The organism is Pseudomonas sp. N040, from assembly GCF_015637705.1.
Classification (GTDB): domain Bacteria; phylum Pseudomonadota; class Gammaproteobacteria; order Pseudomonadales; family Pseudomonadaceae; genus Aquipseudomonas.
This window is the reverse complement of sequence record NZ_JADOBE010000004.1, coordinates 39,230-61,935: the sequence shown is the minus strand read 5'-3', so window position 1 is coordinate 61,935 and position 22,706 is coordinate 39,230. Positions and strand designations below refer to the sequence as shown.

Sequence of the window (22,706 nt, the reverse complement as noted above, 5' to 3'; positions counted from 1 at the left end):
CACTGGTTAGCTTTATGAAGCACTGAACCAAAGCCCTCGTCGAAAGACGGGGGCTTTTTGCTGTTGGCTATACCGGGTTCAGAACAGGTCGATGGGCGTACTTTCGTCCGCAGGCAACGGGCCGCCCGGTGCTGCCGAGCCAGGGGATTGTTCACCCATGCTCGGGAGCGAATCATCGCTCCTGAACAGTTCGAAGTAGGCGCCAGGGGTCCCTGGGGCGGCTGCCCGGCCGGTCACCGGATCTATGCGCAGGGTCTTGATGCCGTCGGGTTCGGGTAGCAGGTGCTCCGGCTGGTCCTTTAGGGCGGCGCTCATGAAGCTGATCCAGATGGGCAAGGCAACCGTGCCGCCGTATTCATTGCGCCCGAGGCTTTCCGGCTGGTCAAAGCCGGCCCACACGGTAGTCACGTAATCCGCGTTGAAGCCGGAGAACCAGCTGTCTTTCGATTCGTTGGTGGTGCCGGTCTTTCCGGCCAGGTCGTTGCGCTGCATTTCCAGGGCGCGTCTACCGGTGCCGCGCTTGATTACATCCTGCAGCATGTTGGTGAGAATGTACGTCGTGCGCGCGTCGACAATACGTTCGGCCAGGACTGGCGAGGTGTCAGTAGTGTCAGAGGGGGCTTCATTTATTTCGACGGCGACTGATTCCTGTGGTGCGGGGATGCTCGCAGGATTGGCTATGAATAATGCCTGGCCATCACGACTTTCAATGCGTTCAATCAGGTAGGGCGAGACCTTGAAGCCGCCGTTGGCAAAAACGCTCCAGCCGCTGGCGATTTCCAGTGGTGTCAGGTTTGCAGTGCCCAGGGCTAGGGAAAAGTTGCGCGGCAGGTCCTCTTTGTTGAAGCCAAACCGGCTTACGTAATCGAGGGCGTAATTGATGCCGATGGCCTGAAGAACGCGGATCGAAACCAGGTTGCGTGACTTGTACAGGGCTTCGCGCAGGCGTATCGGGCCGAGAAAGGTATCGTTGTCGTTCTTCGGTCGCCAGGCCTCGTCCATGCCGGCCTCCTGGAAGACAATTGGCGCGTCATTGACCAGGCTGGCAGCTGTAAAGCCGTGGTCAAGGGCGGCGCTGTAGAGGAAGGGCTTGAAGCTTGACCCTGGCTGCCTCTTTGCCTGGGCGGCACGGTTGTAGTTGCTTTGCTCGAATGAGAAGCCGCCGACCAGGGCGCGGATTGCGCCGTTGCGCGGATCAAGGGAAACCAGGGCGGCCTGGGCTGCCGGAATCTGACGAAAACTGAAACTGCCATCCGTTCCGCGGCTTACCCTTATCAGGTCGCCGACCTGGGCTACATCGCCGGGTTTTTGCGGGCGACTGCCAATGCTGTTGGTGCTTAAAAATGGCCGGGCCCACTTCATGCTTTCCCACGGGACAGCTACTTCTTCGCCGCTCCTGGTCAACACCAGAATGCCGCTTTGCTCGACCTGGGTGACAATCGCGGGTTCAAGGTCGCCAATGCTGCGGTGCTTGGCCAGCTCTTCCAGCCAGGTATTTTTGGTCATTCCGGGCAGGCGAGCTTCCGGCCCCCTGTAGCCATGACGCGCGTCGTAATTTGTCAGCCCCTGGCGAACTGCGCTGGTCGCCGCATCCTGCAAATGGCTGGGAACGGTAGTTGTGACCTGAAAGCCCTCGGTATAGGCATCGCTGCCGTAACGGCCAACCATTTCTGCGCGAACCATTTCGGCTATATAGGGGGCGTTCAGTTCCGGCGTCGGGCCGTGGTAGCTGGCGTCGATAGGTTCGGCAATTGCCGCGTCGTAGCGTGACTGATCGATCCGGCCGAGCTTGTACATCCGCCCGAGAATCCAGTCGCGGCGCTCTTTGCTGCGCGGGGCGTTAGCCAGGGGGTTGTAGCGTGAGGGAGCTTTGGGCAACCCGGCAATCATGGCCATCTGTGACAGGCTGACATCCCTGATGGATTTGCCGTAGTAAACCTGTGCGGCTGCCTCGATACCATAGGCGCGATTGCCGAGGTAAATCTTGTTCACGTAAAGTTCCAGAATTTCATCCTTGCTGAGTTCCCGCTCGATTTGCAGGGCTAGCAAAATTTCATTGATCTTTCTGGAAAAGCTGCGCTCGCTGGAAAGGAAGAAGTTTTTTGCCACCTGCATGGTGATGGTACTTCCGCCTGTCTGGATGTGCCCGCTCCTTAATAGCTCGGAGCTCGCGCGTACCAGGCTGGTCAGGTCTACGCCATGGTGATTGGCAAAGTTGTCATCTTCGGCCGCTAACAGTGCATTGATGAAGTCGGTTGGAATGTCGGCGAATCGAATTGGCGTGCGCCGCATTTCGCCGAATTCGGCAATCAGCTTTCTGTCGCTACTGAAAACCCTGAGAGGCATCTGCAGCTGAACGCTGCGTAATGTCTCGACAGAAGGCAGGCTGGGGCTGAGGTAGAGAAAGGCGCCGCTTAAACTGAGCAATAGCCCGCAAAAAACAGCTACGAAAGACCACCAGAAAAACTTTATCAGGTGTATCAAGGCTTTTAGATTTCCAGATAAAAGAATGGGTTATGCGAGAGGAATAACCTGAAACGAAAAACTGATCACATTATAAGCGGTTTTTTTGCGGGGTCGCCATTTGCGCTTCTGTCAAGACTGTTATTTAATGTAGAAAAATATAAACCTTCCGTAAGTCTCGGATGTAGATAGGAAATCAGTCGTGCTAGGGCTCTTCAATAAGAAAGCACATACGCTGCTGGGGATCGATATCAGTTCGACCTCGGTCAAGCTCATCGAACTGAGTCGCTCGGGAAGCCGCTACAAAGTAGAGGCTTACGCAGTCGAGCCGCTTCCACCAAATTCTGTTGTCGAAAAGAATATCGCAGAGCTGGAGGGCGTGGGGCAGGCCTTGGTGAGGGTGATTTCCAAGGCTAGAACCAGCACCAAGCAGGTGGCCGTTGCTGTGGCCGGCTCGGCGGTGATCACCAAGACAATCGAGATGGAGGCTGGTCTTTCCGATGATGAATTGGAGAATCAGCTGAAAATCGAGGCTGACCAGTACATTCCCTACCCTCTGGAGGAAGTTGCAATCGACTTCGAGGTTCAGGGGCCTTCGCCAAGAAATGCCGAGCGAGTGGATGTGCTCCTGGCTGCTTGCCGCAAGGAAAACGTGGAGGTGCGGGAGGCAGCTCTTTCGGTAGCCGGGCTGACGGCCAAGGTGGTAGACGTCGAAGCTTACGCCCTGGAGCGTGCGTACGGCTTGCTGGCCCAGCAGCTTGGTTCTGATCGTGATGACCTGACGGTTGCGATAATAGATATCGGCGCCACCATGATGACGCTCAGCGTTCTGCATAATGGCAAGACGATTTATAGCCGTGAATCCATGTTTGGTGGCCGGCAGCTGACAGAGGAAATCCAGCGGCGCTACGGCCTGTCCGTCGAGGAGGCGGGGCTGGCCAAGAAGGCAGGCGGTCTTCCTGATGACTACGAGGCCGAGGTATTGCAGCCATTCAAAGAGGCCGTGGTGCAGCAGGTTTCGCGCTCTTTGCAGTTCTTCTTTGCCTCTGGGCAGTTCAATGATGTCGACTACATCCTGCTTGCCGGGGGTACCGCGTCCATTCCGGATCTGGATCGATTGATTCAGCAGAAAATAGGTACGCAAACGCTGGTGGCAAACCCCTTTGCAGAGATGGCTCTTGGTAGCAAGGTCAACGCGGGCAGTCTTGCAAGCGATGCCCCGGCTCTGATGATTGCCTGTGGTTTGGCGATGAGGAGTTTCGACTGATGGCGCGCATCAACTTACTGCCGTGGCGCGAACAGCTTCGCGAGGAGCGCAAACAACAATTTCTGGTCACGCTTGCTGGGGTATTGATAGTTGCCTGCGGCCTGGTTTTTGTTGGCGATCAGTACCTGAACGCAGCTGTCGACAATCAGATTGCGCGCAATGAATTTCTCAAGAAAGAGATAGCGGTGCTGGACGCGAGAATCAAGGAAATCAGCGAGTTGAAAGTTCGTCGCCAGCAGCTGCTTGAACGCATGAAGATCATTCAGGATCTGCAGGGGAACCGTTCCATTATCGGGCGCATATTTGACCAGTTTGTCCGCACATTGCCGGACGGTGTTCATTTCACCCGCCTCAAGATGACGGGGAGCAATATTGCTGTCACTGGCGCGGCTGAGTCGAATAACCGGGTTTCTAGCCTGATGCGTAACATGGATGGTTCTGAATGGCTTGCATCGCCGAATCTGTCTGAAGTCAAGGCGGTTACTTCGGGCGGGGTCGATCAGGCCAATGTATTTACCATGAGTGTGCAGCAGGTAACGCCTGTCGTGAGTGATGCAGAAGGGGCCAGGAAATGAGTTTTGCTGAGTCGCTGGAAAGCCTTCGCAAGATCGATCTTGCAAACCTTGATATGAACAATGCCGGCTCTTGGCCTGCTCCGGTGAAGGCAATCACCTGCATTATTTTGTTAATTGTGGTGGTGGTTGCCGGATACAAATTGCATCTTGAGGATATTGAGCTGCAGCTTGACCAGCAGAAGGTCGAAGAGTCTTTGTTGCGCGATCAATTTTCGACCAAGGCTTTTCAGGCTGCGAATCTGGAAGCCTACAAAGAGCAGATGAAGGAAATGGAAACCTCTTTTGGTGCCCTGCTTCGTCAATTGCCAAGTGATACGGAGGTTCCCGGATTGCTTGAGGATATAACCAGAACCGGCTTGGCCAGTGGATTGGAGTTTTCTGAAATTAAGTTGCTGCCAGAGGTTCAGCAGCAATTCTATATCGAGCTGCCCATACAGATTGTCGTTGAGGGCGGATACCACGACCTGGCGACTTTTGTGAGCGGAGTTTCAAGCTTGCCAAGGATTGTCACCCTGCATGATTTCGAAGTGGCACCGGCAAGTCCCGGGGAGCCTTCAAGGTTGCGCATGAGTGTGCTGGCCAAGACCTATCGTTATAACGACAAAGGGCTGCAAAAATGAGATTCCCTAGCCTTTGTTATGCCGTTATTCCTTTTTTAATGCTTTCTGGCTGTGGTGGCGGGGATTTTTCCGACCTTCAAACCTTCATGGATGAGGTGCGGGCCAGACCTAAAGGCTCAATCGAACCCCTTCCGAAATTTCAGCCGTATGAGGCGTTTACCTATACGGCGTCGGCTTTGCGTTCGCCCTTTCAGCCGTCGGTGAAGATTGATCTCTTGGCCCAGCAAAAGAGCTCGAAAGATGTTAAGCCGGATGAGGCGCGCATCAAGCAGTTTCTTGAAGGGTTCAATATCGAAGTCTTCGAGATGGTCGGAACGCTTGCAAACGATACTGGATTAAACGCCTTGGTTCGTGGTGCCGGCGGAGTTCATCGTGTCAAAGTGGGCGATTATCTTGGGCGAAATCATGGGCGCATTGTAGAGATTACCAACTCGGCAGTTGATGTCATTGAAATCGTTCCTGATGGTGAAGGTGGCTGGTTGGAGCGCCCTCGAAGTATCCCGCTCAAAGAGCGCACTTAAGGGTGGGTAAAATGAATAATATTTATCAAGCTAAAGAACGGAACCTGAGAATGAATAGCTCCCTGGCGCGTATAGGTTTCGCCTTGCTAACCGCATTGACTTCAACTGCCCTGTTTGCTGCGGATCTTGAGGCGATTGATGTGGGCGCATTGCCCGGTGAAAGCGTTGAATTGAAATTGCAGTTTGATCAGCCTGTTGCTGCGCCGCGCGGATATACCATTGAGCAGCCTGCGCGAATTGCCCTTGATTTTCCGGGAGTGGCGAATAAGCTCGGCCAGAAAAATCGCGAGATTGCTGTAGGTGCGGCCAGAAGCATGACAATTGTGGAGACCAAAGACCGCACCCGCCTGATAGTCAATCTTTCAACACTGAAGCCGTATAGCGTCCGTAGCGAAGGAAACAGTGTTTTCGTAGTGGTAGGTGAAGGCGGATCTTCGGCAAGCAATACGGTCGCGCCGTCGACCGCGGCAGCCAAGTACAATGGCGCTTCAACTGCGGCCTATCAGCCTGCAGGCAAGACAATAAGCGCGATTGACTTCCAGCGCGGCCCTCAAGGTGAGGGCAATGTCGTAATCGATCTTTCCGCGGCATCGATAAGCCCGGATATTACTGACCTGGGTGGCAAAATTAAGCTGGAGTTTGCCAATACCGGCCTGCCTGAGTCGCTGCGGGTTCGTCTGGATGTTCAGGACTTTGCCACACCGGTGCGGTTTGTCAGTGCTACAGATCAGGCTGGTAAGGCGACAGTGGTTATTGAACCTACGGGATCCTATGACTACATGGCTTATCAGACGGATAAGCGGCTGACGATTAGCGTTAAGCCACTCACCCAGGCCGAGAAGGCGAAGCGTGATGAAAATCGCTTTGCGTACACTGGGGAGAAGCTGTCCTTAAATTTCCAGGACATTGATGTTCGTTCCGTTTTGCAACTAATCGCCGACTTTACCGATCTGAACCTTGTGGCCAGTGACAGTGTGCAGGGCAGTATCACGCTGCGATTGCAGAATGTGCCCTGGGATCAGGCACTGGATCTGGTGCTGAAGACCAAGGGTCTGGATCAGCGCAAGATCGGTAATGTGCTGTTGATTGCGCCTGCTGACGAGATTGCTGCACGTGAAAGGCAGGAACTTGAATCGCAGCAACTGATGGCGGAGCTGGCGCCGCTGCGGCGCGAGCTGATACAGGTCAATTACGCGAAGGCAGCAGATATTGCCAAGCTTTTTGAGAGCGTCACCGCAGCGGATGAAGAAGGATCAGGCGGGGCTGCCGGGCGCGGCTCAATCACGGTGGATGACCGGACCAACAGCATCATTGCGTACCAAACCCAGGAGCGCCTGGACGAGCTGAGAAGGGTTGTGGCACAGCTTGATATACCCGTGCGGCAGGTTCTTATCGAGGCGCGGATTGTCGAGGCGGATGTCGGCTTCAAAAAGGATTTTGGTGTCAAATGGCGCGGTCTGAGTGTTGGCGATAATAACTGGGTGGTTGGTGGTAGTACCGCGGTAAGAGACCGAGTATTGCCTGACGCGGGCGGTATTCCGACTTATGTTGACCTCGGTGCAGCTGCGCCGACATCCGGTCTGAATCTTGGCTTTATTACCGATAACACCATTCTGGATCTGGAGTTGACCGCCATGGAGTCGACCGGGAATGGGGAGGTTATTTCCCAACCAAAGGTTGTAACTTCTGACAAGGAAACCGCTAAGATCCTCAAGGGTAAGGAAATTCCATATCAAGAGGCTTCCTCCAGTGGTGCAACCACTACTCAGTTCAAGGAGGCGGTGCTTTCTCTTGAGGTGACTCCGCAGATTACGCCGGATGATCAGGTCATCATGGAAGTGAAGGTCAATAAGGATGACATTGACGAAACAGTTCCCCGTATTAACGGCGTGCCTTCACTCAAGACGAATGAAGTAAATGCAAAAGTACTCGTTCGTGATGGTGAGACAATTGTAATTGGTGGAGTGTTTTCAACCACCCAGAGCAAGACAGTTGAGAAGGTGCCGTTCTTGGGTGACCTGCCTTACTTGGGCCAGCTGTTCAAGAACACGGCTGTAGTAGACCAGAAAAGCGAGTTGTTGATTTTCCTCACCCCGCGGATCATGAGTGGCTCGGCAATTACACCGGAACTGTGAGTGGTGCAGAACCTGATTCTGGTTGGCCCGATGGGTGCTGGTAAAAGCACCATCGGGCGTTTGCTTGCCAAAGAGTTGCGAATGCCATTCAAGGATTCCGATAAGGAAATCGAGCAGCGAACTGGCGCCGATATCCCCTGGATCTTTGATGTTGAGGGTGAGCAGGGATTTCGTGAGCGTGAGCAAGCGATGATTGCGGAGTTGTGCGAGCTTGACGGGATCGTTCTTGCAACCGGCGGTGGTGCAGTCTTGAGGCCGGCTAACAGGCAGTCGCTGAAGGCCGGCGGGCGGGTTATTTACCTCTACACCTCGATTGAACAGCAGCTAGGGCGAACCTCGCGCGATAGAAACAGACCCCTCCTGCAAACTTCCAATCCCGGGCAGGTTCTTGTCGATCTGATGGCGGTGCGTGACCCGCTATACAGAGAAATTGCCGATATAGTGATAGAGACGGACGAGCGCCCTCCGCGGGTCGTGGTTCAGGAAATTCTTGATCAGCTACAGACTGGCTCGGGCAGTTAACCAAGCGTGAACTGCGATATTCTATGGCCCTTTTCCGGAGGGCTTCATGCAGACTCTTTATGTAAAACTTGGTGAACGCAGCTACCCGATTTATATCGGCTCGGGCATTCTCGGTCGTGCACAGTATTTTGCAGATCATCTGGCGGGGAAGCAGGTTGCTGTCGTTACCAACCAAACGGTGGCGCCGCTCTACCTTGATGCGCTGTGTTCGGCACTTGCCGGTTACGATGTGGCTGTTGTTACCTTGCCAGACGGGGAGTCTTACAAGACTTGGGAAACTCTCCAGTTAATCTTTGATGGTCTTCTCGGTGCTCGCTTTGATCGTAAGTCGACGATTATCGCCCTGGGTGGTGGCGTGATTGGCGATATGGCGGGGTTTGCAGCGGCCTGTTATCAGCGGGGGATCGATTTCATCCAGGTCCCGACAACACTGCTTTCGCAGGTAGATTCTTCCGTCGGTGGTAAAACCGGGATTAATCACCCCATGGGAAAAAACATGGTCGGTGCTTTTTATCAGCCGAAGGCCGTTGTGATTGATACGGATACCCTGAAAACGCTGCCGCCCCGTGAGTTTTCTTCAGGCCTGGCGGAGGTCATCAAGTACGGCTTGATTTGCGACGAGGGCTTCCTCGCGTGGCTTGAGCACAACCTTGAGCAGATTATCGCGCTGCAGGCTGACGCGCTTACTGAAGCCATTCGCCGGTCATGCGAAGCCAAGGCGCGCGTCGTTGGGCTGGATGAGCGCGAAACGGGATTGCGCGCGACGCTAAACTTGGGGCATACCTTTGGGCATGCAATCGAGACGCACATGGGCTATGGGGTCTGGCTGCACGGCGAGGCGGTTGCCGCAGGAACAGTCATGGCGCTGGAAATGTCGCGTTTGCTGGGTTTCCTGAGTAGCGAAGAGCGCGATCGCGGCATTCGGCTTTTGCGGCGTGCGGGGTTGCCGGTTATTCCCCCTGTGGAAATGACCGCCGAACACTTTCTCCAACATATGGCCATAGACAAGAAGGTTCAGGATGGGCGCATCAGGTTTGTACTGTTGCGCAAGCTGGGTGAAGCCATGGTAGTTGGTGATTATCCCGAAGAGATTTTACATGCCACGCTGAGTGCGGATTATCGTGCCATTGTGGGACAGCTTCACGACTGAAGAGGAATTCATGACTAGTTTGCATGCCGACGAAGCGCTTCTGGGGTACTACCAGTTCAGCCATGATCCATTCACTCCTCGAGTCCCTGGCTTCAAGTTTTACCCCGCACAGAGAAAGTCCGTTCTGGGCCAGTTGCACCATTTGGCCCGCTACGGCCAACAGCTGTTGTTGGTGGCTGGCCCGAAGGGCAGTGGCAAAACCTTGTTGCGCCAGGCCTTGGTCGCCAGCACCAATAAGCAGTCGGTGCACAGCATTGTGTTGTCGGGCCGTGAGTCCGGAGCTTCTGCGGCAGTCTTGAAGCTTGTAGCCAGTGGGGTGGGAGCCAGTTCTCCTGCGGTCGACGCGATTTTGTCGCGGGCTGGCCAACTGGCAGTGACAGGCCAGGAAGTGTATCTGCTGGTGGATGATGCGGGTCGGCTTGACGATCAGGCGTTGAGGGTTTTGATCGCGTTGGCGGCAGGCAACGGCGCAGGTCGCTTGCATGTATTTCTCTTCGCCGAGGCCGAGCTTGCGCCACGGCTTGGTCTGCTGGCCGAGGATCCGGCAAGCGTTCACTGCGTAGAGCTGCAGCCATACACCGATGCAGAAACCCGCGAGTATCTCGCGCTGCGGCTTGAGGGGGCTGGCCAGTCGCTGGAGCTGCTGACCGATGAGCAGATCGAGAGCATTCACGCGGAGTCCGAGGGCTGGCCGGGGGCAATCAACCAGGTGGCGCGAGACACCATGATCGAGGCGATGCTGGCCGATCGCGGGGCGCAGGGTGCGCGGGGTTTTTCGTTCGGTCTACCGAAGAAGCATGTGCTTGCACTGGTTATTGCTGCCGCGGTCGTGGGTGGTGCGTGGTTGATGAACAGTAATACTGGGCCGGTGCCGGGTGAGGTGCTCGTCCCCGCCACTGCCGGCTCTGGGCAGGCAGGGGCCGAGGTCCCGAGCAGGGCGCCGACAGTGGAGTTTTCCAGCAGCGCCAGCGCTACGCCGCAAGTAGTCCAGCCGATTATCAGGGAGCCCCTGGCGCAGGCCTCCGGGAATGCTGAGGGAGAGGACGCTGCTGGCGCGCAAGAGGTTCTTGCTCCAGCCGAAACGGTTGCCGGGCCTGTCGTGGTAGCGGCCGAGTCGCCCGGCGCGCTGGTGCCATTGCCCCTGCCGAATTCCCAGGCGCCGGCTCAAGTCGCCCCCCCTGTGTCCGCGTCGGGTGCGCCCGGTAGCGCTGCCGCTCAGGTTCCACCGGTCACGGCAGCTGTTGAGGTCGCTTCTGCAGCTGCGCCAGTGGCGTCCGCGACAGCGCTACCTGTAGTGCAGGATCAACCCAAGCCGAAGCCGCCAGCAGTCACGGCCAGCGCTTCGGCAGGCAGCCAGTGGTACAGGGCGCAGGAGGCCTCGCGGGTTACCTTGCAAATTCTCGGGACCCGGTCGGAGGCCAGCGCGAAGTCTTTCGTGAAGCAGAATGGCGGCGATTACCATTACTTCATGAAGTTGCACCAGGGGGCGCCTATGTATGTGGTGACCTATGGGGTCTTTTCCGGTCGTGATGCTGCGCAGGCTGCGGTACAGACCTTGCCGGCAAAAATCCAGGCGGGCAAGCCCTGGCCCAAGACCTTTGCCAGCATCCAGCAAGAGATGTCCGCGGGGCGCTGAACCGCCCGCGGGTCAGGGCGTCACCACTAGCAGTGGCGCGCCTGACTTTCCTTCGCTCAGGCGACATCTGGTTCCACTGGGTCGTCATCAACATTTGTGACGACTTGGGTGGATATGTACAATGACCTCCCTTTTGCCTGCGCAAAGCTGGCGCATTGACCTGCGCGTAAGGTAACTGATTGAATTTGAAAGAAGTTTCTGGTGAGAGCGTCTATGAAAGCGGGTCTATATCATCCTGATGAGTTCAAGGATAACTGCGGCTTCGGCCTGATCTCCCACATGCAGGGTGAGGCCAGTCACCATCTGTTGCAGACGGCCATCGAGGCCTTGACCTGCATGACCCACCGTGGCGGGATTAACGCCGACGGCAAGACCGGAGATGGGTGCGGGTTGCTGATCCAGAAGCCCGACCTGTTCCTGCGCGCCAAGGCCAAAGAGCACTTTTCTGTCGAGCTGCCGCAGCAATATGCGGTGGGCATGGTGTTCTTCAATCAGGACCCTGCGCGGGCTGCGGCTGCTCGTGAAAACATGAACCGTGAAATTCTGGCGGCTGGCCTGCAGCTGATTGGCTGGCGTCAGGTGCCGGTGGATAGCTCCGTGCTGGGCCGGCTGGCCCTGGAGCGCCTGCCGCAGATCGAGCAGGTATTTATTGGTGGTGACGGGCTGAGCGATCAGCAGTTCGCCATCAAGCTGTTTGTTGCGCGCCGCCGCTCCTCGGTTGCCAACGCGGCTGACACGGATCACTACATCTGCAGCTTTTCGCCCAAGACCATCATCTACAAGGGCCTGATGATGCCGGCGGACTTGCAGCAGTTCTACCCGGATCTGGGGGATGAGCGCCTGCAGACGGCAATCTGCGTGTTTCACCAGCGGTTTTCCACCAATACCTTGCCCAGGTGGCCGCTGGCCCAGCCGTTCCGTTTCCTTGCCCACAATGGCGAGATCAACACCATTACCGGCAACCGCAACTGGGCGCAGGCCCGGCGCAGCAAGTTCGCCAATGAGCTGATTGGCGATCTGGACGAGCTGGGCCCGCTGGTCAACCGGGTGGGTTCGGACTCTTCCAGCATGGACAACATGCTGGAGCTGATGGTTACCGGCGGCATGGACCTGTTCCGCGGCCTGCGCATGATCATTCCGCCGGCCTGGCAGAACGTTGAAAGCATGGATGCCGATCTGCGGGCGTTTTACGAGTTCAACTCGTTGAACATGGAGCCCTGGGATGGTCCGGCTGGCGTAGTCCTGACCGACGGGCGCTATGCCGTCTGCCTGCTGGATCGCAACGGCCTGCGTCCGGCGCGCTGGGTGACTACCAAGAATGGCTATATCACCCTGGCTTCCGAAGTGGGCGTGTGGAACTACCAGCCCGAGGACGTCATCGGCAAGGGCCGGGTCGGCCCCGGGCAGATTCTTGCGATCGACACTGAAACCGGGCAGGTGCTGCAGTCGGATGATATCGACAGCCGCCTGAAGTCGCGCCATCCGTACAAGCAGTGGTTGCGCCAGAGTGCCCTGCGCATTCAGGCCTCGCTGGATGAGGACAATGGTGCCGCCAGCTATGACGGTGAGCAGCTCAAGCAGTACATGAAGATGTTCCAGGTCACCTTCGAGGAGCGTGACCAGGTGCTGCGTCCGCTCGCCGAGCAGGGCCAGGAAGCTGTCGGCTCGATGGGCGATGACACGCCGATGGCGGTGCTGTCGCAGCGCGTGCGCTCGCCCTATGACTATTTCCGCCAGCAGTTTGCGCAGGTGACCAACCCGCCGATCGACCCGCTGCGCGAAGCGATCGTCATGTCGCTGGAGACCTGCCTGGGCGCCGAACACAACATCTTCGAGGAGTCTCCGGGCCACGCCAATCACCTGATTCTCAGTTCGCCGGTGATCTCGCCGGCGAAATGGCAGACCCTGCTGACGCTGGAGCGGCCGGGCTTTGCACGCGAGCACATTGACCTCAACTATGCCGAGGATGTCGGCCTGGAAGCGGCCGTGCGTGCCATCGCCGACCAGGCCGAGGCGGCCGTGCGTGCCGGCAAGGTGCTGCTGGTGCTCAGTGATCGCGCCATCGCTCCGGGCAAGTTGCCGGCACATCCCGCGCTGGCGGTGGGTGCCGTGCACCATCGGCTGGTCGAGCAGGGCCTGCGTTGCGATTGCAACATCCTGGTGGAAACCGCCACGGCGCGCGACCCGCATCATTTCGCCGTGCTCTGTGGTTTCGGTGCCAGCGTGGTTTACCCGTACCTCGCCTATGAGGTGCTGGCGGATCTGGTTCGCACCGGCGAGGTGCTGGGCGATCTGCAGGAAGTCTTCAAGTACTACCGCAAGGGCATTTCCAAAGGCCTGCTGAAAGTGCTGTCGAAAATGGGCATTTCCACCATTGCGTCGTATCGCGGCGCCCAGCTGTTCGAGGCGGTGGGCCTGGCCGACGACGTGGTGGAACTCAGTTTCCGCGGCGTGGCGTCGCGCATCAAGGGTGCCCGTTTCGTCGATCTCGAGGCCGAGCAGAAACTGCTCGCTGCCGAGGCCTGGAGCAGCCGCAAGCCGATCCAGCAGGGTGGTTTGCTGAAGTTCGTCTACGGCGGTGAGTACCATGCGTACAACCCGGATGTGGTGAATACCCTGCAAGCTGCGGTGCAGCAGAGTGACTACGCGCGCTTCAAGGAGTACACGGCGCTGGTGGATAACCGTCCGGTGTCCATGCTGCGCGACCTGCTCAAGGTAAAGCTGGCCGAGCAACCGCTGCCGATCGACGCGATCGAACCGCTGCAGTCGATCTTCAAGCGCTTCGATGCCGCCGGGATTTCCCTCGGTGCGCTGTCGCCGGAGGCCCACGAAGCCATCGCCGAGGCGATGAACCGCATCGGTGGCCGTTCCAACTCCGGTGAGGGCGGTGAAGACCCGGCGCGTTACGGCACCGTGCGCAGTTCGAAGATCAAGCAGGTGGCCACCGGCCGTTTCGGTGTCACGCCGGAATACCTGGTGAATGCCGAGGTGCTGCAGATCAAGGTGGCCCAGGGCGCCAAGCCCGGCGAGGGCGGCCAGTTGCCCGGCGGCAAGGTCAACGGCCTGATTGCCCGCCTGCGCTATGCCGTGCCCGGCGTCACGCTGATTTCGCCGCCGCCGCACCATGACATCTATTCGATCGAGGATCTGGCGCAACTGATTTTCGACCTCAAGCAGGTCAATCCGCAGGCGCTGGTATCGGTCAAGCTGGTTGCCGAGCCGGGCGTGGGCACCATCGCCGCCGGCGTGGCCAAGGCCTATGCCGACCTGATCACCATTTCCGGTTATGACGGTGGTACCGGTGCGTCGCCGCTGTCATCGATCAAGTACGCCGGCAGCCCCTGGGAACTGGGCCTGGCGGAAACCCACCAGACCCTGCGCGGCAACGACCTGCGCGGCAAGGTGCGGGTGCAGACCGACGGTGGCCTGAAGACCGGCCTGGATGTGATCAAGGCCGCCATTCTGGGTGCCGAAAGCTTCGGTTTCGGCACGGCGCCGATGATTGCGCTGGGCTGCAAGTACCTGCGCATCTGCCACCTGAACAACTGCGCCACCGGGGTGGCCACGCAGAATGAACGGCTGCGCAAGGACCACTTCATCGGCACGGCCGACATGGTGGTGAACTTCTTCACCTTTATCGCCGAGGAAACCCGCGAGTGGCTGGCCAAGCTCGGCGTGCGCAGCCTGGGCGAGCTGATCGGGCGCACCGACCTGCTGGAAATGCTGCCGGGTGAAACCGCCAAGCAGAGCCATCTGGACCTGAGCCCGCTGCTCGGCAGTGCGCACATTCCGGCAGACAAGCCGCAGTTCTGCGAGGTTGACCGCAACCCGCCGTTCGACCAGGGCCTGCTGGCCGAGAAGATGGTCGACATGGCCCGCGCGGCAATTGCCGGGAAGCGCGGCGGCGAGTTCAGCCTGGATATCTGCAACTGCGACCGCTCCATCGGTGCGCGGATTTCCGGTGAAATCGCCAAGGCACATGGCAATCAGGGCATGTCCGCCGCGCCGATCACCTTCCGCTTCAAGGGAACTGCCGGGCAGAGCTTCGGCGTGTGGAATGCCGGCGGCCTGCATCTGTACCTGCAGGGCGATGCCAACGACTACGTGGGCAAGGGCATGACCGGTGGCAAGCTGGTGATTGCGCCGCCAGCCGGCAGTCCGTTCAAGACCGAGGAATCGGCGATCATCGGCAACACCTGCCTGTACGGTGCTACCGGCGGCAAGCTGTTTGCCGCGGGTACCGCAGGTGAACGCTTTGCCGTGCGCAACTCCGGCGCGCATGCGGTTGTCGAGGGTACCGGTGACCACTGCTGCGAATACATGACCGGTGGTTTTGTCTGTGTGCTCGGCAAGACCGGGTACAACTTCGGTTCGGGCATGACCGGCGGTTTCGCCTACGTGCTCGACCTGGACAATACCTTTGTCGATCGGGTCAACCATGAGTTGGTGGAAATCCAGCGGATCAGCAGTGAGGCGATGGAGGGCTACCGCAGCCATCTGCAGGAAGTGCTGCAAGAGTACGTGGAGGAAACGGCCAGCGACTGGGGCCGCAACCTGATGGAGAATCTGGACGACTACCTGCGCAAGTTCTGGCTGGTCAAGCCGAAGGCAGCAAACCTGGCGTCCCTGCTATCCAGCACCCGGGCCAACCCGCAATAACGCAGCGCAAAGCGGCCAAGCGGGCCGCTTACCCCTGATTTTCTTGCAGCTTCGAGGCGTTCCCGCGAAGTTGCTGTTGAGAGGTTTTTGAAATGGCTGAACGTCTGAACAATGACTTCCAGTTCATCGAGGTCGGACGCAAGGACCCGAAGAAGAAGCTCCTGCGCCAGCGCAAGAAGGAATTCGTCGAGATCTACGAAACCTTCAAGCCGGTGCAGGCTGCCGAGCAGGCGCACCGCTGCCTGGGCTGCGGCAACCCGTATTGTGAATGGAAGTGCCCGGTACACAACTATATCCCCAACTGGCTGAAGCTGGTCTCCGAGGGCAATATCCTCGCCGCCGCCGAACTGTCGCACCAGACCAATACGCTGCCGGAAGTCTGTGGCCGCGTCTGCCCGCAGGATCGCCTGTGCGAGGGTGCCTGCACTCTGAATGATGGCTTCGGCGCGGTCACCATCGGCTCGGTCGAGAAGTACATCACCGATACCGCCTTCGCCATGGGCTGGCGCCCGGACATGTCCAAGGTCAAACCCAATGGCAAGAAAGTCGCGGTGATCGGTGCTGGTCCGGCCGGGCTTGGCTGCGCCGACGTGCTGGTGCGCAACGGCGTGTCGCCGGTGGTGTTCGACCGCAATCCGGAAATCGGCGGCCTGCTGACCTTCGGCATCCCCGAGTTCAAGCTGGAAAAATCGGTGCTCAGTCGCCGCCGCGAGATCTTCACCGGCATGGGCATCGAGTTCCGCCTGAACACCGAAATCGGCCGCGACATCAGCCTGCAGCAGCTGCTCGACGAATACGATGCCGTGTTCATGGGCATGGGTACCTACACCTACATGAAGGGTGGTTTCCCCGGTGAAGACCTGCCGGGCGTGCATGATGCACTGGACTTCCTGGTCGCCAACGTCAATCGCAACCTGGGCTTCGAGAAAGCACCGGAAGACTTCATCGACATGAAGGGCAAGCGCGTGGTGGTGCTGGGTGGTGGTGACACGGCGATGGACTGCAACCGCACCTCGATCCGCCAGGTGGCCAAGTCGGTGACCTGCGCCTATCGCCGCGACGAAGAAAACATGCCGGGTTCGCGCAAGGAAGTGAAGAACGCCCGCGAAGAAGGGGTCAAATTCCTCTTCAATCGCCAGCCGATCGCCATTGTCGGGGAAGGCAAGGTGGAAGGCGTGAAGGTGGTCGAGACCCGTCTCGGCGAGCCGGACGCCCGCGGTCGCCGCAGCCCCGAGCCGATTCCGGGCTCCGAGGAAATCATTCCGGCCGACGCGGTGCTGATTGCCTTCGGTTTCCGTCCGAGCCCGGCCGCCTGGTTCGATGACTTCCGCATCCAGACCGACAGCCAGGGCCGCGTGGTGGCGCCGGAACAGAACCCGTTCAAGCACCAGACCAGCAACCCGAAGATTTTCGCCGGCGGCGACATGGTCCGCGGCTCCGACCTGGTGGTCACCGCGATCTTTGAGGGGCGTACCGCGGCGGAAGGCATCCTGGACTATCTGGGTGTCTGATACTGACGCAAGTCACGCAGCATGACGAAAGGCACGGCATCCGCCGTGCCTTTTACATAGGGCTCTGCGAAAATAGCCGCACTCAACTCGGAAGCTTGCCATGACCCTGCTGAAAAATGATCGATTCTTGCGCGCCCTGCTGAAGCAGCCGGTGGACGTCACCCCGGTCTGGATGATGCGTCAGGCCGGTCGCTATTTACCGGAATACCGCGCCAGCCGTGCCAAGGCCGGCAACTTCATGAGCCTGATGCAGAATCCGCAGTTTGCCTGCGAAGTCACCCTGCAGCCGCTGGAGCGTTACCCGCTGGACGCGGCCATCCTGTTCTCCGACATCCTGACCATTCCGGATGCCATGGGCCAGGGCCTGTATTTCGAGACCGGTGAAGGACCGCGCTTCAAGAAGGTCATCAACACGGCGGCCGATATCGAGGCCCTGCCGATTCCCGATCCGGAGCAGGACCTCGGCTATGTGATGGATGCCGTGCGTACCATCCGCGGCGCGCTGAATGGCCGGGTGCCGCTGATCGGCTTTTCCGGCAGCCCCTGGACCCTGGCCACCTACATGGTCGAGGGCGGTTCGTCGAAGGATTTCCGCAAGTCCAAGGCCATGCTCTACGACAACCCGCAGGCCATGCATGTGCTGCTCGACAAGCTGGCACAAGCGGTCACCGGTTACCTGAATGGCCAGATCCGCGCCGGTGCGCAGGCTGTGCAGATCTTCGATACCTGGGGTGGCAGCCTGTCCGCGGCGGCCTACCAGGAGTTTTCCCTGGCCTATATGCAGCAGATCGTCAACGGCCTGATTCGCCAGCACGAGGGCCGGCAGGTGCCGGTGATCCTGTTCACCAAGAATGGCGGGCTGTGGCTGGAATCGATGGCGGCGACCGGTGCCGAGGCCCTGGGCCTGGACTGGACCTGCGACCTCGGCCAGGCGCGCGCGCGGGTGGGTGACAAGGTCGCCTTGCAGGGCAACATGGATCCGACGGTGCTGTATGCCCGGCCGGCGGCGATCCGTGCCGAGGTGGCGCGTATCCTGGCCAGCTATGGCAGCGGCAGCGGCCACGTGTTCAACCTCGGCCACGGCATCACGCCGGAAGTCGATCCGGCGCATGCCGGGGCCTTTATCGAGGCGGTGCACGAGTTTTCGGCGCCCTATCACCAGGGAAACGTGCGTCACCAGGAAACAGAGAGTCACCAGGCAGGCGTGTGACGGCAGTGCAACGGGCGGACCGCGTCAGTTGGCGGCGGTGCGCTGGATTTCTTGGAATTAATGATGTGGGGGAATGACCGATGCGGCGTGTAGTGTTCAATCAGAAAGGGGGTGTCGGCAAGTCGAGCATCGCCTGCAACCTCGCGGCAGTCAGCGCGGCAGAGGGCTACCGGACCCTGCTGATCGACCTGGACTCCCAGGCCAACTCGACGCATTACCTGACCGGCCTGACGGGCGCCGACATCCCGATCGGCATCGCCGAGTTCTTCAAGCAGACGCTGTCGTCCGGCGCGTTCAGCAAGAAGGGCAAGGTCGACATCTATGAAACGCCGTTTGACAACCTGCATGTGATTACCGCCACGGCCGAACTGGCCGACCTGCAGCCCAAGCTGGAGGCCAAGCACAAGATCAACAAGCTGGCTAAGTTGCTGGAGGACCTGGCCGGTGACTACGACCGCATCTACATGGATACCCCGCCGGCGCTGAACTTCTATACCGTCTCCGCGCTGATAGCTGCCGATCGTGTGCTGATCCCGTTCGACTGCGACAGTTTCTCGCGCCAGGCGCTGTATGGCCTGCTGGCGGAAATCGAAGAACTGCGCGACGACCACAACGAGGACCTGCAAGTCGAGGGCATCGTGGTCAACCAGTTCCAGCCGCGCGCCTCCCTGCCACAGCAGTTGCTCGACGAACTGAGCGAGGAAGGCCTGCCAGTGCTGCCGGTGAACCTGATGAGTTCGGTACGCATGCGCGAGTCACACCAGGCGTGCATGCCGCTGATCCACCTGGATCCGCGGCACAAGCTGACCCAGCAGTTCGTCGAACTGCACCGCCTGCTCGAGTCGGGCAACTAGCCGTACAACCCGCCCCCGCCCCGGTACTGCGCCGGGGCGTCCGCTGCCGCAGGCTCAGCGCCGGCGCATCTGGTACAGCCCCTGGCTGACCGCCACCACTTCCCCGCCGGCATCCTTCAACTCCAGTTCCAGGCGATAGTCGGCCTTGCCCTCGGCCAGCGCCCGGGCGCTGATCTCGGCGATCTGCTCGGCAGGCAGGCGTGCCTCGACCAGGATGTCGCCGGTGGCTGGCCGGCGAAAGCGCAGGTTCATTTCCTTGACGATCGGATAGAAGCGTTGCACGTCGAAACTGGTCATGAACAGCGCCCCGCCGGGGATTTCCGCCAGGGTGAACAGCGCCCCGGCGTACATGCTGCCGATGTGGTTCTGGTTGCCGGCCAGCGGCATGCGCAGGCGTACGAAGCCCGGTTCGGCGACTTCGGCCTTGAGCCCGCTGCGCTGGACGAAGGCGATCTGTTCTTCGGTGAGCTGGCGTACCAGTTCGCTGGGCATGGACATGCGGGTTCTCCACGGGATTGACTGCCTGCAGGCTAAGGGCTGGACGCGCGCCAGCCTATGACCGTGACGCTCCCTGCGGATTGACCGAACAGCTCAGACGCCCTGTTGCTGCAACCAGGCGAGCAATTGCGGCAGGGCCAGGGCGCCGCTCTGGCGGGCAACTTCACGGCCCTGGCGAAACAGGATCAGGCTCGGGATCGAGCGGATGCCGAGCTGGGTTGACAGTTGCGGATTGGCTTCGCTGTCCAGCTTGCCTAGTCGGCAGCGCCCGCGGAGCTGGCGGGCCGCCTGGGCGAAGGTCGGGGCGAAGGCGCGACAGGGGCCGCACCAGTCGGCCCAGACATCCAGCAGCAGCGGCAGGTCGCCCTTGAGCTGGCTGGCGAAACTGGCCTGGCTTAGCGCAAATGGCGTGTCCGGCAGCAGCGCCTGTTTACAGCGCCCGCAGTGCGGGGCATCGCGCAGGCGCGCGGCGGGGATACGGCTCAAGCCGTTGCAATGCGGGCAGGGAATCAGTAATGCGTCGCTCATCGGGCGGCTCCAGCAGGGCTTGCTCCCTATCTGGAGCCGCCGTGGCGAATATCAAGTGCACCGTTCGGCTCAGGCGTTGGCCGCGGCCAGCGCCTGGCCCAGGTCGGCGAGGATGTCATCGATATGCTCGATGCCGACCGACAGGCGCACCATGTCGCGCGGAACTCCGGCTTTCTCCAGCTCCTCGTCATTCAGTTGGCGATGGGTTGTCGAGGCAGGATGGCAGGCCAGCGACTTGGCATCGCCGATATTCACCAGGCGCACCACCAGTTGCAGGGCGTCGATGAAGCGCGCGCCGGCTTCCTGGCCGCCCTGGATTCCGAAGGAGAGAATGCCGGCCGGCTGGCCGCTGCAGAAGCGCTGGGCCAGTTGGTGCTCGGGGTGGTCGGGCAGGCCGGCGTATTTGACCCAGGCCACCTGCGGGTGGCGCTGGAGGAACTGGGCGACTTGCAGGGCATTCGCGCAATGCCGCTCCATGCGCAGCGCCAGGGTTTCCAAGCCTTGCAGGATCAGGAAGGCGTTGAATGGCGAGAGCGCCGCGCCCATGTTGCGCAGTGGCACCACCCGGCAGCGGCCGATGAACGCAGCCGGGCCGAAGGCCTCGGTGTAGGTCACGCCGTGGTAGGACACATCCGGGGTATTGAGCAGGGCGAAGCGCTCCTTGTGCTGTGTCCAGGGAAAGTTGCCGGAGTCGACCACGATGCCGCCGATGCTGGTGCCGTGGCCGCCCATGTACTTGGTCAGCGAGTGCACCACGATGTCGGCGCCGTGCTCGAACGGACGGCACAGCACCGGGGTGGCCACGGTGTTGTCGACGATCAGCGGCACGCCATGGCGGTGGGCGGCCTCGGCCAGGGCCTGGAGGTCGATGATGTTGCCGGCCGGATTGCCGATCGACTCGCAGAACACGGCCTTGGTGCGCTCGTCGATCAGGGCTTCCAGGGCGGCGATGTCGTCATGCGCGGCGAAGCGTGCCTGGATCCCCATGCGTGGCAGGGTATGCGCGAACAGGTTGTAGGTGCCGCCATACAGCTTGGCCACCGAGACGATGTTGTCGCCGACCTCGGCGATGGTCTGGATGGCGTAGGTGATGGCGGCCATGCCGGAGGCTACCGCCAGCGCACCGACACCGCCTTCCAGGGCCGCCACGCGTTTCTCCAGCACATCGTTGGTCGGGTTCATGATCCGCGTGTAGATATTGCCGGCGACCTTCAGGTCGAACAGGTCGGCGCCGTGCTGGGTGTCGTCGAAGGCGTAGGAGGTGGTCTGGTAGATCGGCACGGCCACCGCCTTGGTGGTCGGGTCGGGGCTGTAGCCGGCGTGGATGGCCAGGGTTTCCAGTTTCATCGGTGTGTTCCTTGATGCGTGCATGTTTCCCCATCATGGGAAACGGATCGCTGGCGGTCAATGCTCCGGGACAAAGAGTTGCGTGGCCAAATGGGTATCCCCACGACTTCTGCTCCTTGTCTGCGTAATGCGACAGGCTCTGCTGGTGCTGGCCTTGTTGCGGATCGCTAACGGAGTTGTTTTTGCAAGCTGCCCGGCCCCCTCAACCCAGCGCCGTGTAGAGGTTGTAGGCACTGATGAAGGTAATCAGGCAACCGACCATGGTGAGCAGCGTCCTGGCGGACAGGTTTTTGCACAGCAGGGCCGCGAAAGGTGCGGCGAACAAGCCGCCAAGCACCAGGCCGGCGACCAGCGTCCAGGTGTTGGGCTCCCCGGCCAGCAGGATGAACGAGGTTGCACTGGCAATGGTGAGAAAGAATTCGGCGAAATTGACCGAGCCAATCGTGGTGCGCGGATCACTGCCCGAGCCGATCAGGCTGCTGGTGACGACAGGCCCCCAGCCACCGCCTCCAGCCGCATCAACAAAGCCGCCGAACAGTGCCAGTTTTGCTATGTGCCTGGGCGCCTTGCGCTTGACCACATGGCGATAGGCCTTGCTCAGGATGTACAGGCCCATCAGCAGCAAGTAGGCAGAAATGAATGGCTTGAGCACTTTGCCGTCAAACTGGGTGATGAGCACTGCGCCTAATACCGCACCGATGATCCCGGGCAGCAGCAGGCGCAAAAACAGTGATTTCTTGACGTTGCCGAGCTTTGCATGGGAAATGCCCGACATGCCGGTGGTGAATACCTCGGCGATGTGCACGCTGGCACTGGCGGCTGCGGGTGATGCGCCAGTGCTGAGAAGAAAGGTGGTAGCGGTAATGCCATAGGCCATACCCAGTGCGCCGTCGATCGCCTGTGCCAGAAAACCAACAGCCAGTGCGCTCCAGAAAACCGGGTTGTGCAGAGTCTGCTCAATGATCTCCAGGCCGCTGAGTTGGTTGTCTCCAAAGAACAACCGCCAGGCGAGAATGCCCAGAAGCAATATCAGCGTAAGCGCTGCAAACCAGACTGCGGCGCGCAGGATCGGATGATTCCCGGGATGAGAGATGCTTTCCTCGATAGGCGGAATACCCAGTTGAGAGTGTTCCGAATTGATCGGGTTCTGGCTCAGGTCGAGGTTGCGGATTTTCATGAGGGCGGCCTTGCAAGCGAAGGGTCTGGATTG

Annotated in this window: 17 protein-coding genes; 12 read left to right on the top strand and 5 right to left on the bottom strand. The window is 59.6% G+C overall.

Going from position 1 to position 22,706, the window contains the following annotated elements; genetic code table 11:
* Positions 1 to 78: 78 nt before the first annotated feature.
* Positions 79 to 2,484, bottom strand: a complete 2,406-nt coding sequence (locus tag ISX93_RS07355) for a penicillin-binding protein 1A (protein WP_195778070.1) — start codon at positions 2,482 to 2,484, stop codon at positions 79 to 81.
* A gap of 181 nt (positions 2,485 to 2,665) precedes the next feature.
* On the opposite strand from ISX93_RS07355, the gene ISX93_RS07350 reads away from it, so the two are divergent.
* The 12 genes from ISX93_RS07350 to ISX93_RS07295 all read left to right on the top strand — a co-directional run bounded on the left by ISX93_RS07350 (position 2,666) and on the right by ISX93_RS07295 (position 19,123).
* Entirely contained in the window at positions 2,666 to 3,730 is a 1,065-nt protein-coding gene (locus tag ISX93_RS07350; protein ID WP_195778069.1) for a pilus assembly protein PilM, read from the top strand.
* Entirely contained in the window at positions 3,730 to 4,305 is a 576-nt protein-coding gene (locus tag ISX93_RS07345; protein WP_195778068.1) for a PilN domain-containing protein, read from the top strand. The genes ISX93_RS07350 and ISX93_RS07345 overlap by 1 nt, the downstream gene beginning before the upstream one ends.
* The gene (gene pilO, locus ISX93_RS07340; RefSeq protein ID WP_195778067.1) at positions 4,302 to 4,925 is read left to right on the top strand and encodes a type 4a pilus biogenesis protein PilO; all 624 of its coding nucleotides are present in this window, start codon (positions 4,302 to 4,304) and stop codon (positions 4,923 to 4,925) included. The genes ISX93_RS07345 and pilO overlap by 4 nt, the downstream gene beginning before the upstream one ends.
* 38 nt (positions 4,926 to 4,963) lie before the next feature.
* Positions 4,964 to 5,446 carry a type 4a pilus biogenesis lipoprotein PilP gene (gene pilP, locus ISX93_RS07335; protein WP_195778319.1) on the top strand — a complete coding sequence of 161 codons (483 nt, stop codon included), beginning with the start codon at positions 4,964 to 4,966 and terminating at the stop codon, positions 5,444 to 5,446.
* Between the two features lie 50 nt (positions 5,447 to 5,496).
* Positions 5,497 to 7,581, top strand: coding sequence for a type IV pilus secretin PilQ family protein (gene pilQ, locus ISX93_RS07330; RefSeq protein WP_195778318.1), 2,085 nt, complete (start codon positions 5,497 to 5,499; stop codon positions 7,579 to 7,581).
* Between the two features lie 3 nt (positions 7,582 to 7,584).
* On the top strand, positions 7,585 to 8,103 hold the full coding sequence (aroK, locus tag ISX93_RS07325; protein ID WP_195778066.1) for a shikimate kinase AroK: 519 nt from the start codon (positions 7,585 to 7,587) through the stop codon (positions 8,101 to 8,103).
* A gap of 46 nt (positions 8,104 to 8,149) precedes the next feature.
* On the top strand, positions 8,150 to 9,253 hold the full coding sequence (aroB, locus tag ISX93_RS07320; protein WP_195778065.1) for a 3-dehydroquinate synthase: 1,104 nt from the start codon (positions 8,150 to 8,152) through the stop codon (positions 9,251 to 9,253).
* 10 nt (positions 9,254 to 9,263) lie between these two features.
* Positions 9,264 to 10,889, top strand: coding sequence for an SPOR domain-containing protein (locus ISX93_RS07315; protein WP_195778064.1), 1,626 nt, complete (start codon positions 9,264 to 9,266; stop codon positions 10,887 to 10,889).
* A 213-nt stretch (positions 10,890 to 11,102) separates the two neighbouring features.
* A complete protein-coding gene (gene gltB, locus ISX93_RS07310; protein ID WP_195778063.1) occupies positions 11,103 to 15,548 on the top strand; it encodes a glutamate synthase large subunit in 4,446 nt (1,481 codons plus the stop codon).
* Between the two features lie 92 nt (positions 15,549 to 15,640).
* The gene (locus ISX93_RS07305) at positions 15,641 to 17,059 is read left to right on the top strand and encodes an FAD-dependent oxidoreductase (RefSeq protein ID WP_195778062.1); all 1,419 of its coding nucleotides are present in this window, start codon (positions 15,641 to 15,643) and stop codon (positions 17,057 to 17,059) included.
* A 100-nt stretch (positions 17,060 to 17,159) separates the two neighbouring features.
* Complete coding sequence (hemE, locus tag ISX93_RS07300; protein WP_195778061.1) at positions 17,160 to 18,269, top strand: uroporphyrinogen decarboxylase; 1,110 nt, start codon at positions 17,160 to 17,162, stop codon at positions 18,267 to 18,269.
* A gap of 80 nt (positions 18,270 to 18,349) precedes the next feature.
* Entirely contained in the window at positions 18,350 to 19,123 is a 774-nt protein-coding gene (locus tag ISX93_RS07295; protein WP_195778060.1) for a ParA family protein, read from the top strand.
* A 54-nt stretch (positions 19,124 to 19,177) separates the two neighbouring features.
* On the opposite strand, the gene ISX93_RS07290 is transcribed toward ISX93_RS07295, so the two are convergent.
* The 4 genes from ISX93_RS07290 to ISX93_RS07275 all read right to left on the bottom strand — a co-directional run bounded on the left by ISX93_RS07290 (position 19,178) and on the right by ISX93_RS07275 (position 22,673).
* The gene (locus ISX93_RS07290; RefSeq protein ID WP_195778059.1) at positions 19,178 to 19,621 is read right to left on the bottom strand and encodes a YiiD C-terminal domain-containing protein; all 444 of its coding nucleotides are present in this window, start codon (positions 19,619 to 19,621) and stop codon (positions 19,178 to 19,180) included.
* A 93-nt stretch (positions 19,622 to 19,714) separates the two neighbouring features.
* Positions 19,715 to 20,149 (bottom strand): thioredoxin TrxC, encoded by a 435-nt coding sequence (gene trxC / locus ISX93_RS07285; RefSeq protein ID WP_195778058.1) that lies wholly within the window; start codon positions 20,147 to 20,149, stop codon positions 19,715 to 19,717.
* Between the two features lie 69 nt (positions 20,150 to 20,218).
* Positions 20,219 to 21,496, bottom strand: coding sequence for a bifunctional O-acetylhomoserine aminocarboxypropyltransferase/cysteine synthase (locus ISX93_RS07280; protein ID WP_195778057.1), 1,278 nt, complete (start codon positions 21,494 to 21,496; stop codon positions 20,219 to 20,221).
* A gap of 202 nt (positions 21,497 to 21,698) precedes the next feature.
* A complete protein-coding gene (locus ISX93_RS07275) occupies positions 21,699 to 22,673 on the bottom strand; it encodes a sulfite exporter TauE/SafE family protein (RefSeq protein ID WP_195778056.1) in 975 nt (324 codons plus the stop codon).
* Between the last annotated feature and the right edge of the window lie 33 nt (positions 22,674 to 22,706).

Excerpts from the sequence above, each read along its gene's own strand:
- ISX93_RS07345 (WP_195778068.1), top strand. The coding sequence starts at position 3,730 with ATGGCGCGCATCAACTTACTGCCGTGGCGCGAACAGCTTCGCGAGGAG.
- pilO (WP_195778067.1), top strand. The coding sequence starts at position 4,302 with ATGAGTTTTGCTGAGTCGCTGGAAAGCCTTCGCAAGATCGATCTTGCA.
- pilP (WP_195778319.1), top strand. The coding sequence starts at position 4,964 with ATGCTTTCTGGCTGTGGTGGCGGGGATTTTTCCGACCTTCAAACCTTC.
- pilQ (WP_195778318.1), top strand. The coding sequence starts at position 5,497 with ATGAATAGCTCCCTGGCGCGTATAGGTTTCGCCTTGCTAACCGCATTG.
- aroB (WP_195778065.1), top strand. The coding sequence starts at position 8,150 with ATGCAGACTCTTTATGTAAAACTTGGTGAACGCAGCTACCCGATTTAT.
- ISX93_RS07315 (WP_195778064.1), top strand. The coding sequence starts at position 9,264 with ATGACTAGTTTGCATGCCGACGAAGCGCTTCTGGGGTACTACCAGTTC.
- gltB (WP_195778063.1), top strand. The coding sequence starts at position 11,103 with ATGAAAGCGGGTCTATATCATCCTGATGAGTTCAAGGATAACTGCGGC.
- ISX93_RS07305 (WP_195778062.1), top strand. The coding sequence starts at position 15,641 with ATGGCTGAACGTCTGAACAATGACTTCCAGTTCATCGAGGTCGGACGC.
- hemE (WP_195778061.1), top strand. The coding sequence starts at position 17,160 with ATGACCCTGCTGAAAAATGATCGATTCTTGCGCGCCCTGCTGAAGCAG.
- ISX93_RS07295 (WP_195778060.1), top strand. The coding sequence starts at position 18,350 with ATGCGGCGTGTAGTGTTCAATCAGAAAGGGGGTGTCGGCAAGTCGAGC.
- ISX93_RS07290 (WP_195778059.1), bottom strand. The coding sequence starts at position 19,621 with ATGTCCATGCCCAGCGAACTGGTACGCCAGCTCACCGAAGAACAGATC.
- trxC (WP_195778058.1), bottom strand. The coding sequence starts at position 20,149 with ATGAGCGACGCATTACTGATTCCCTGCCCGCATTGCAACGGCTTGAGC.
- ISX93_RS07280 (WP_195778057.1), bottom strand. The coding sequence starts at position 21,496 with ATGAAACTGGAAACCCTGGCCATCCACGCCGGCTACAGCCCCGACCCG.
- ISX93_RS07275 (WP_195778056.1), bottom strand. The coding sequence starts at position 22,673 with ATGAAAATCCGCAACCTCGACCTGAGCCAGAACCCGATCAATTCGGAA.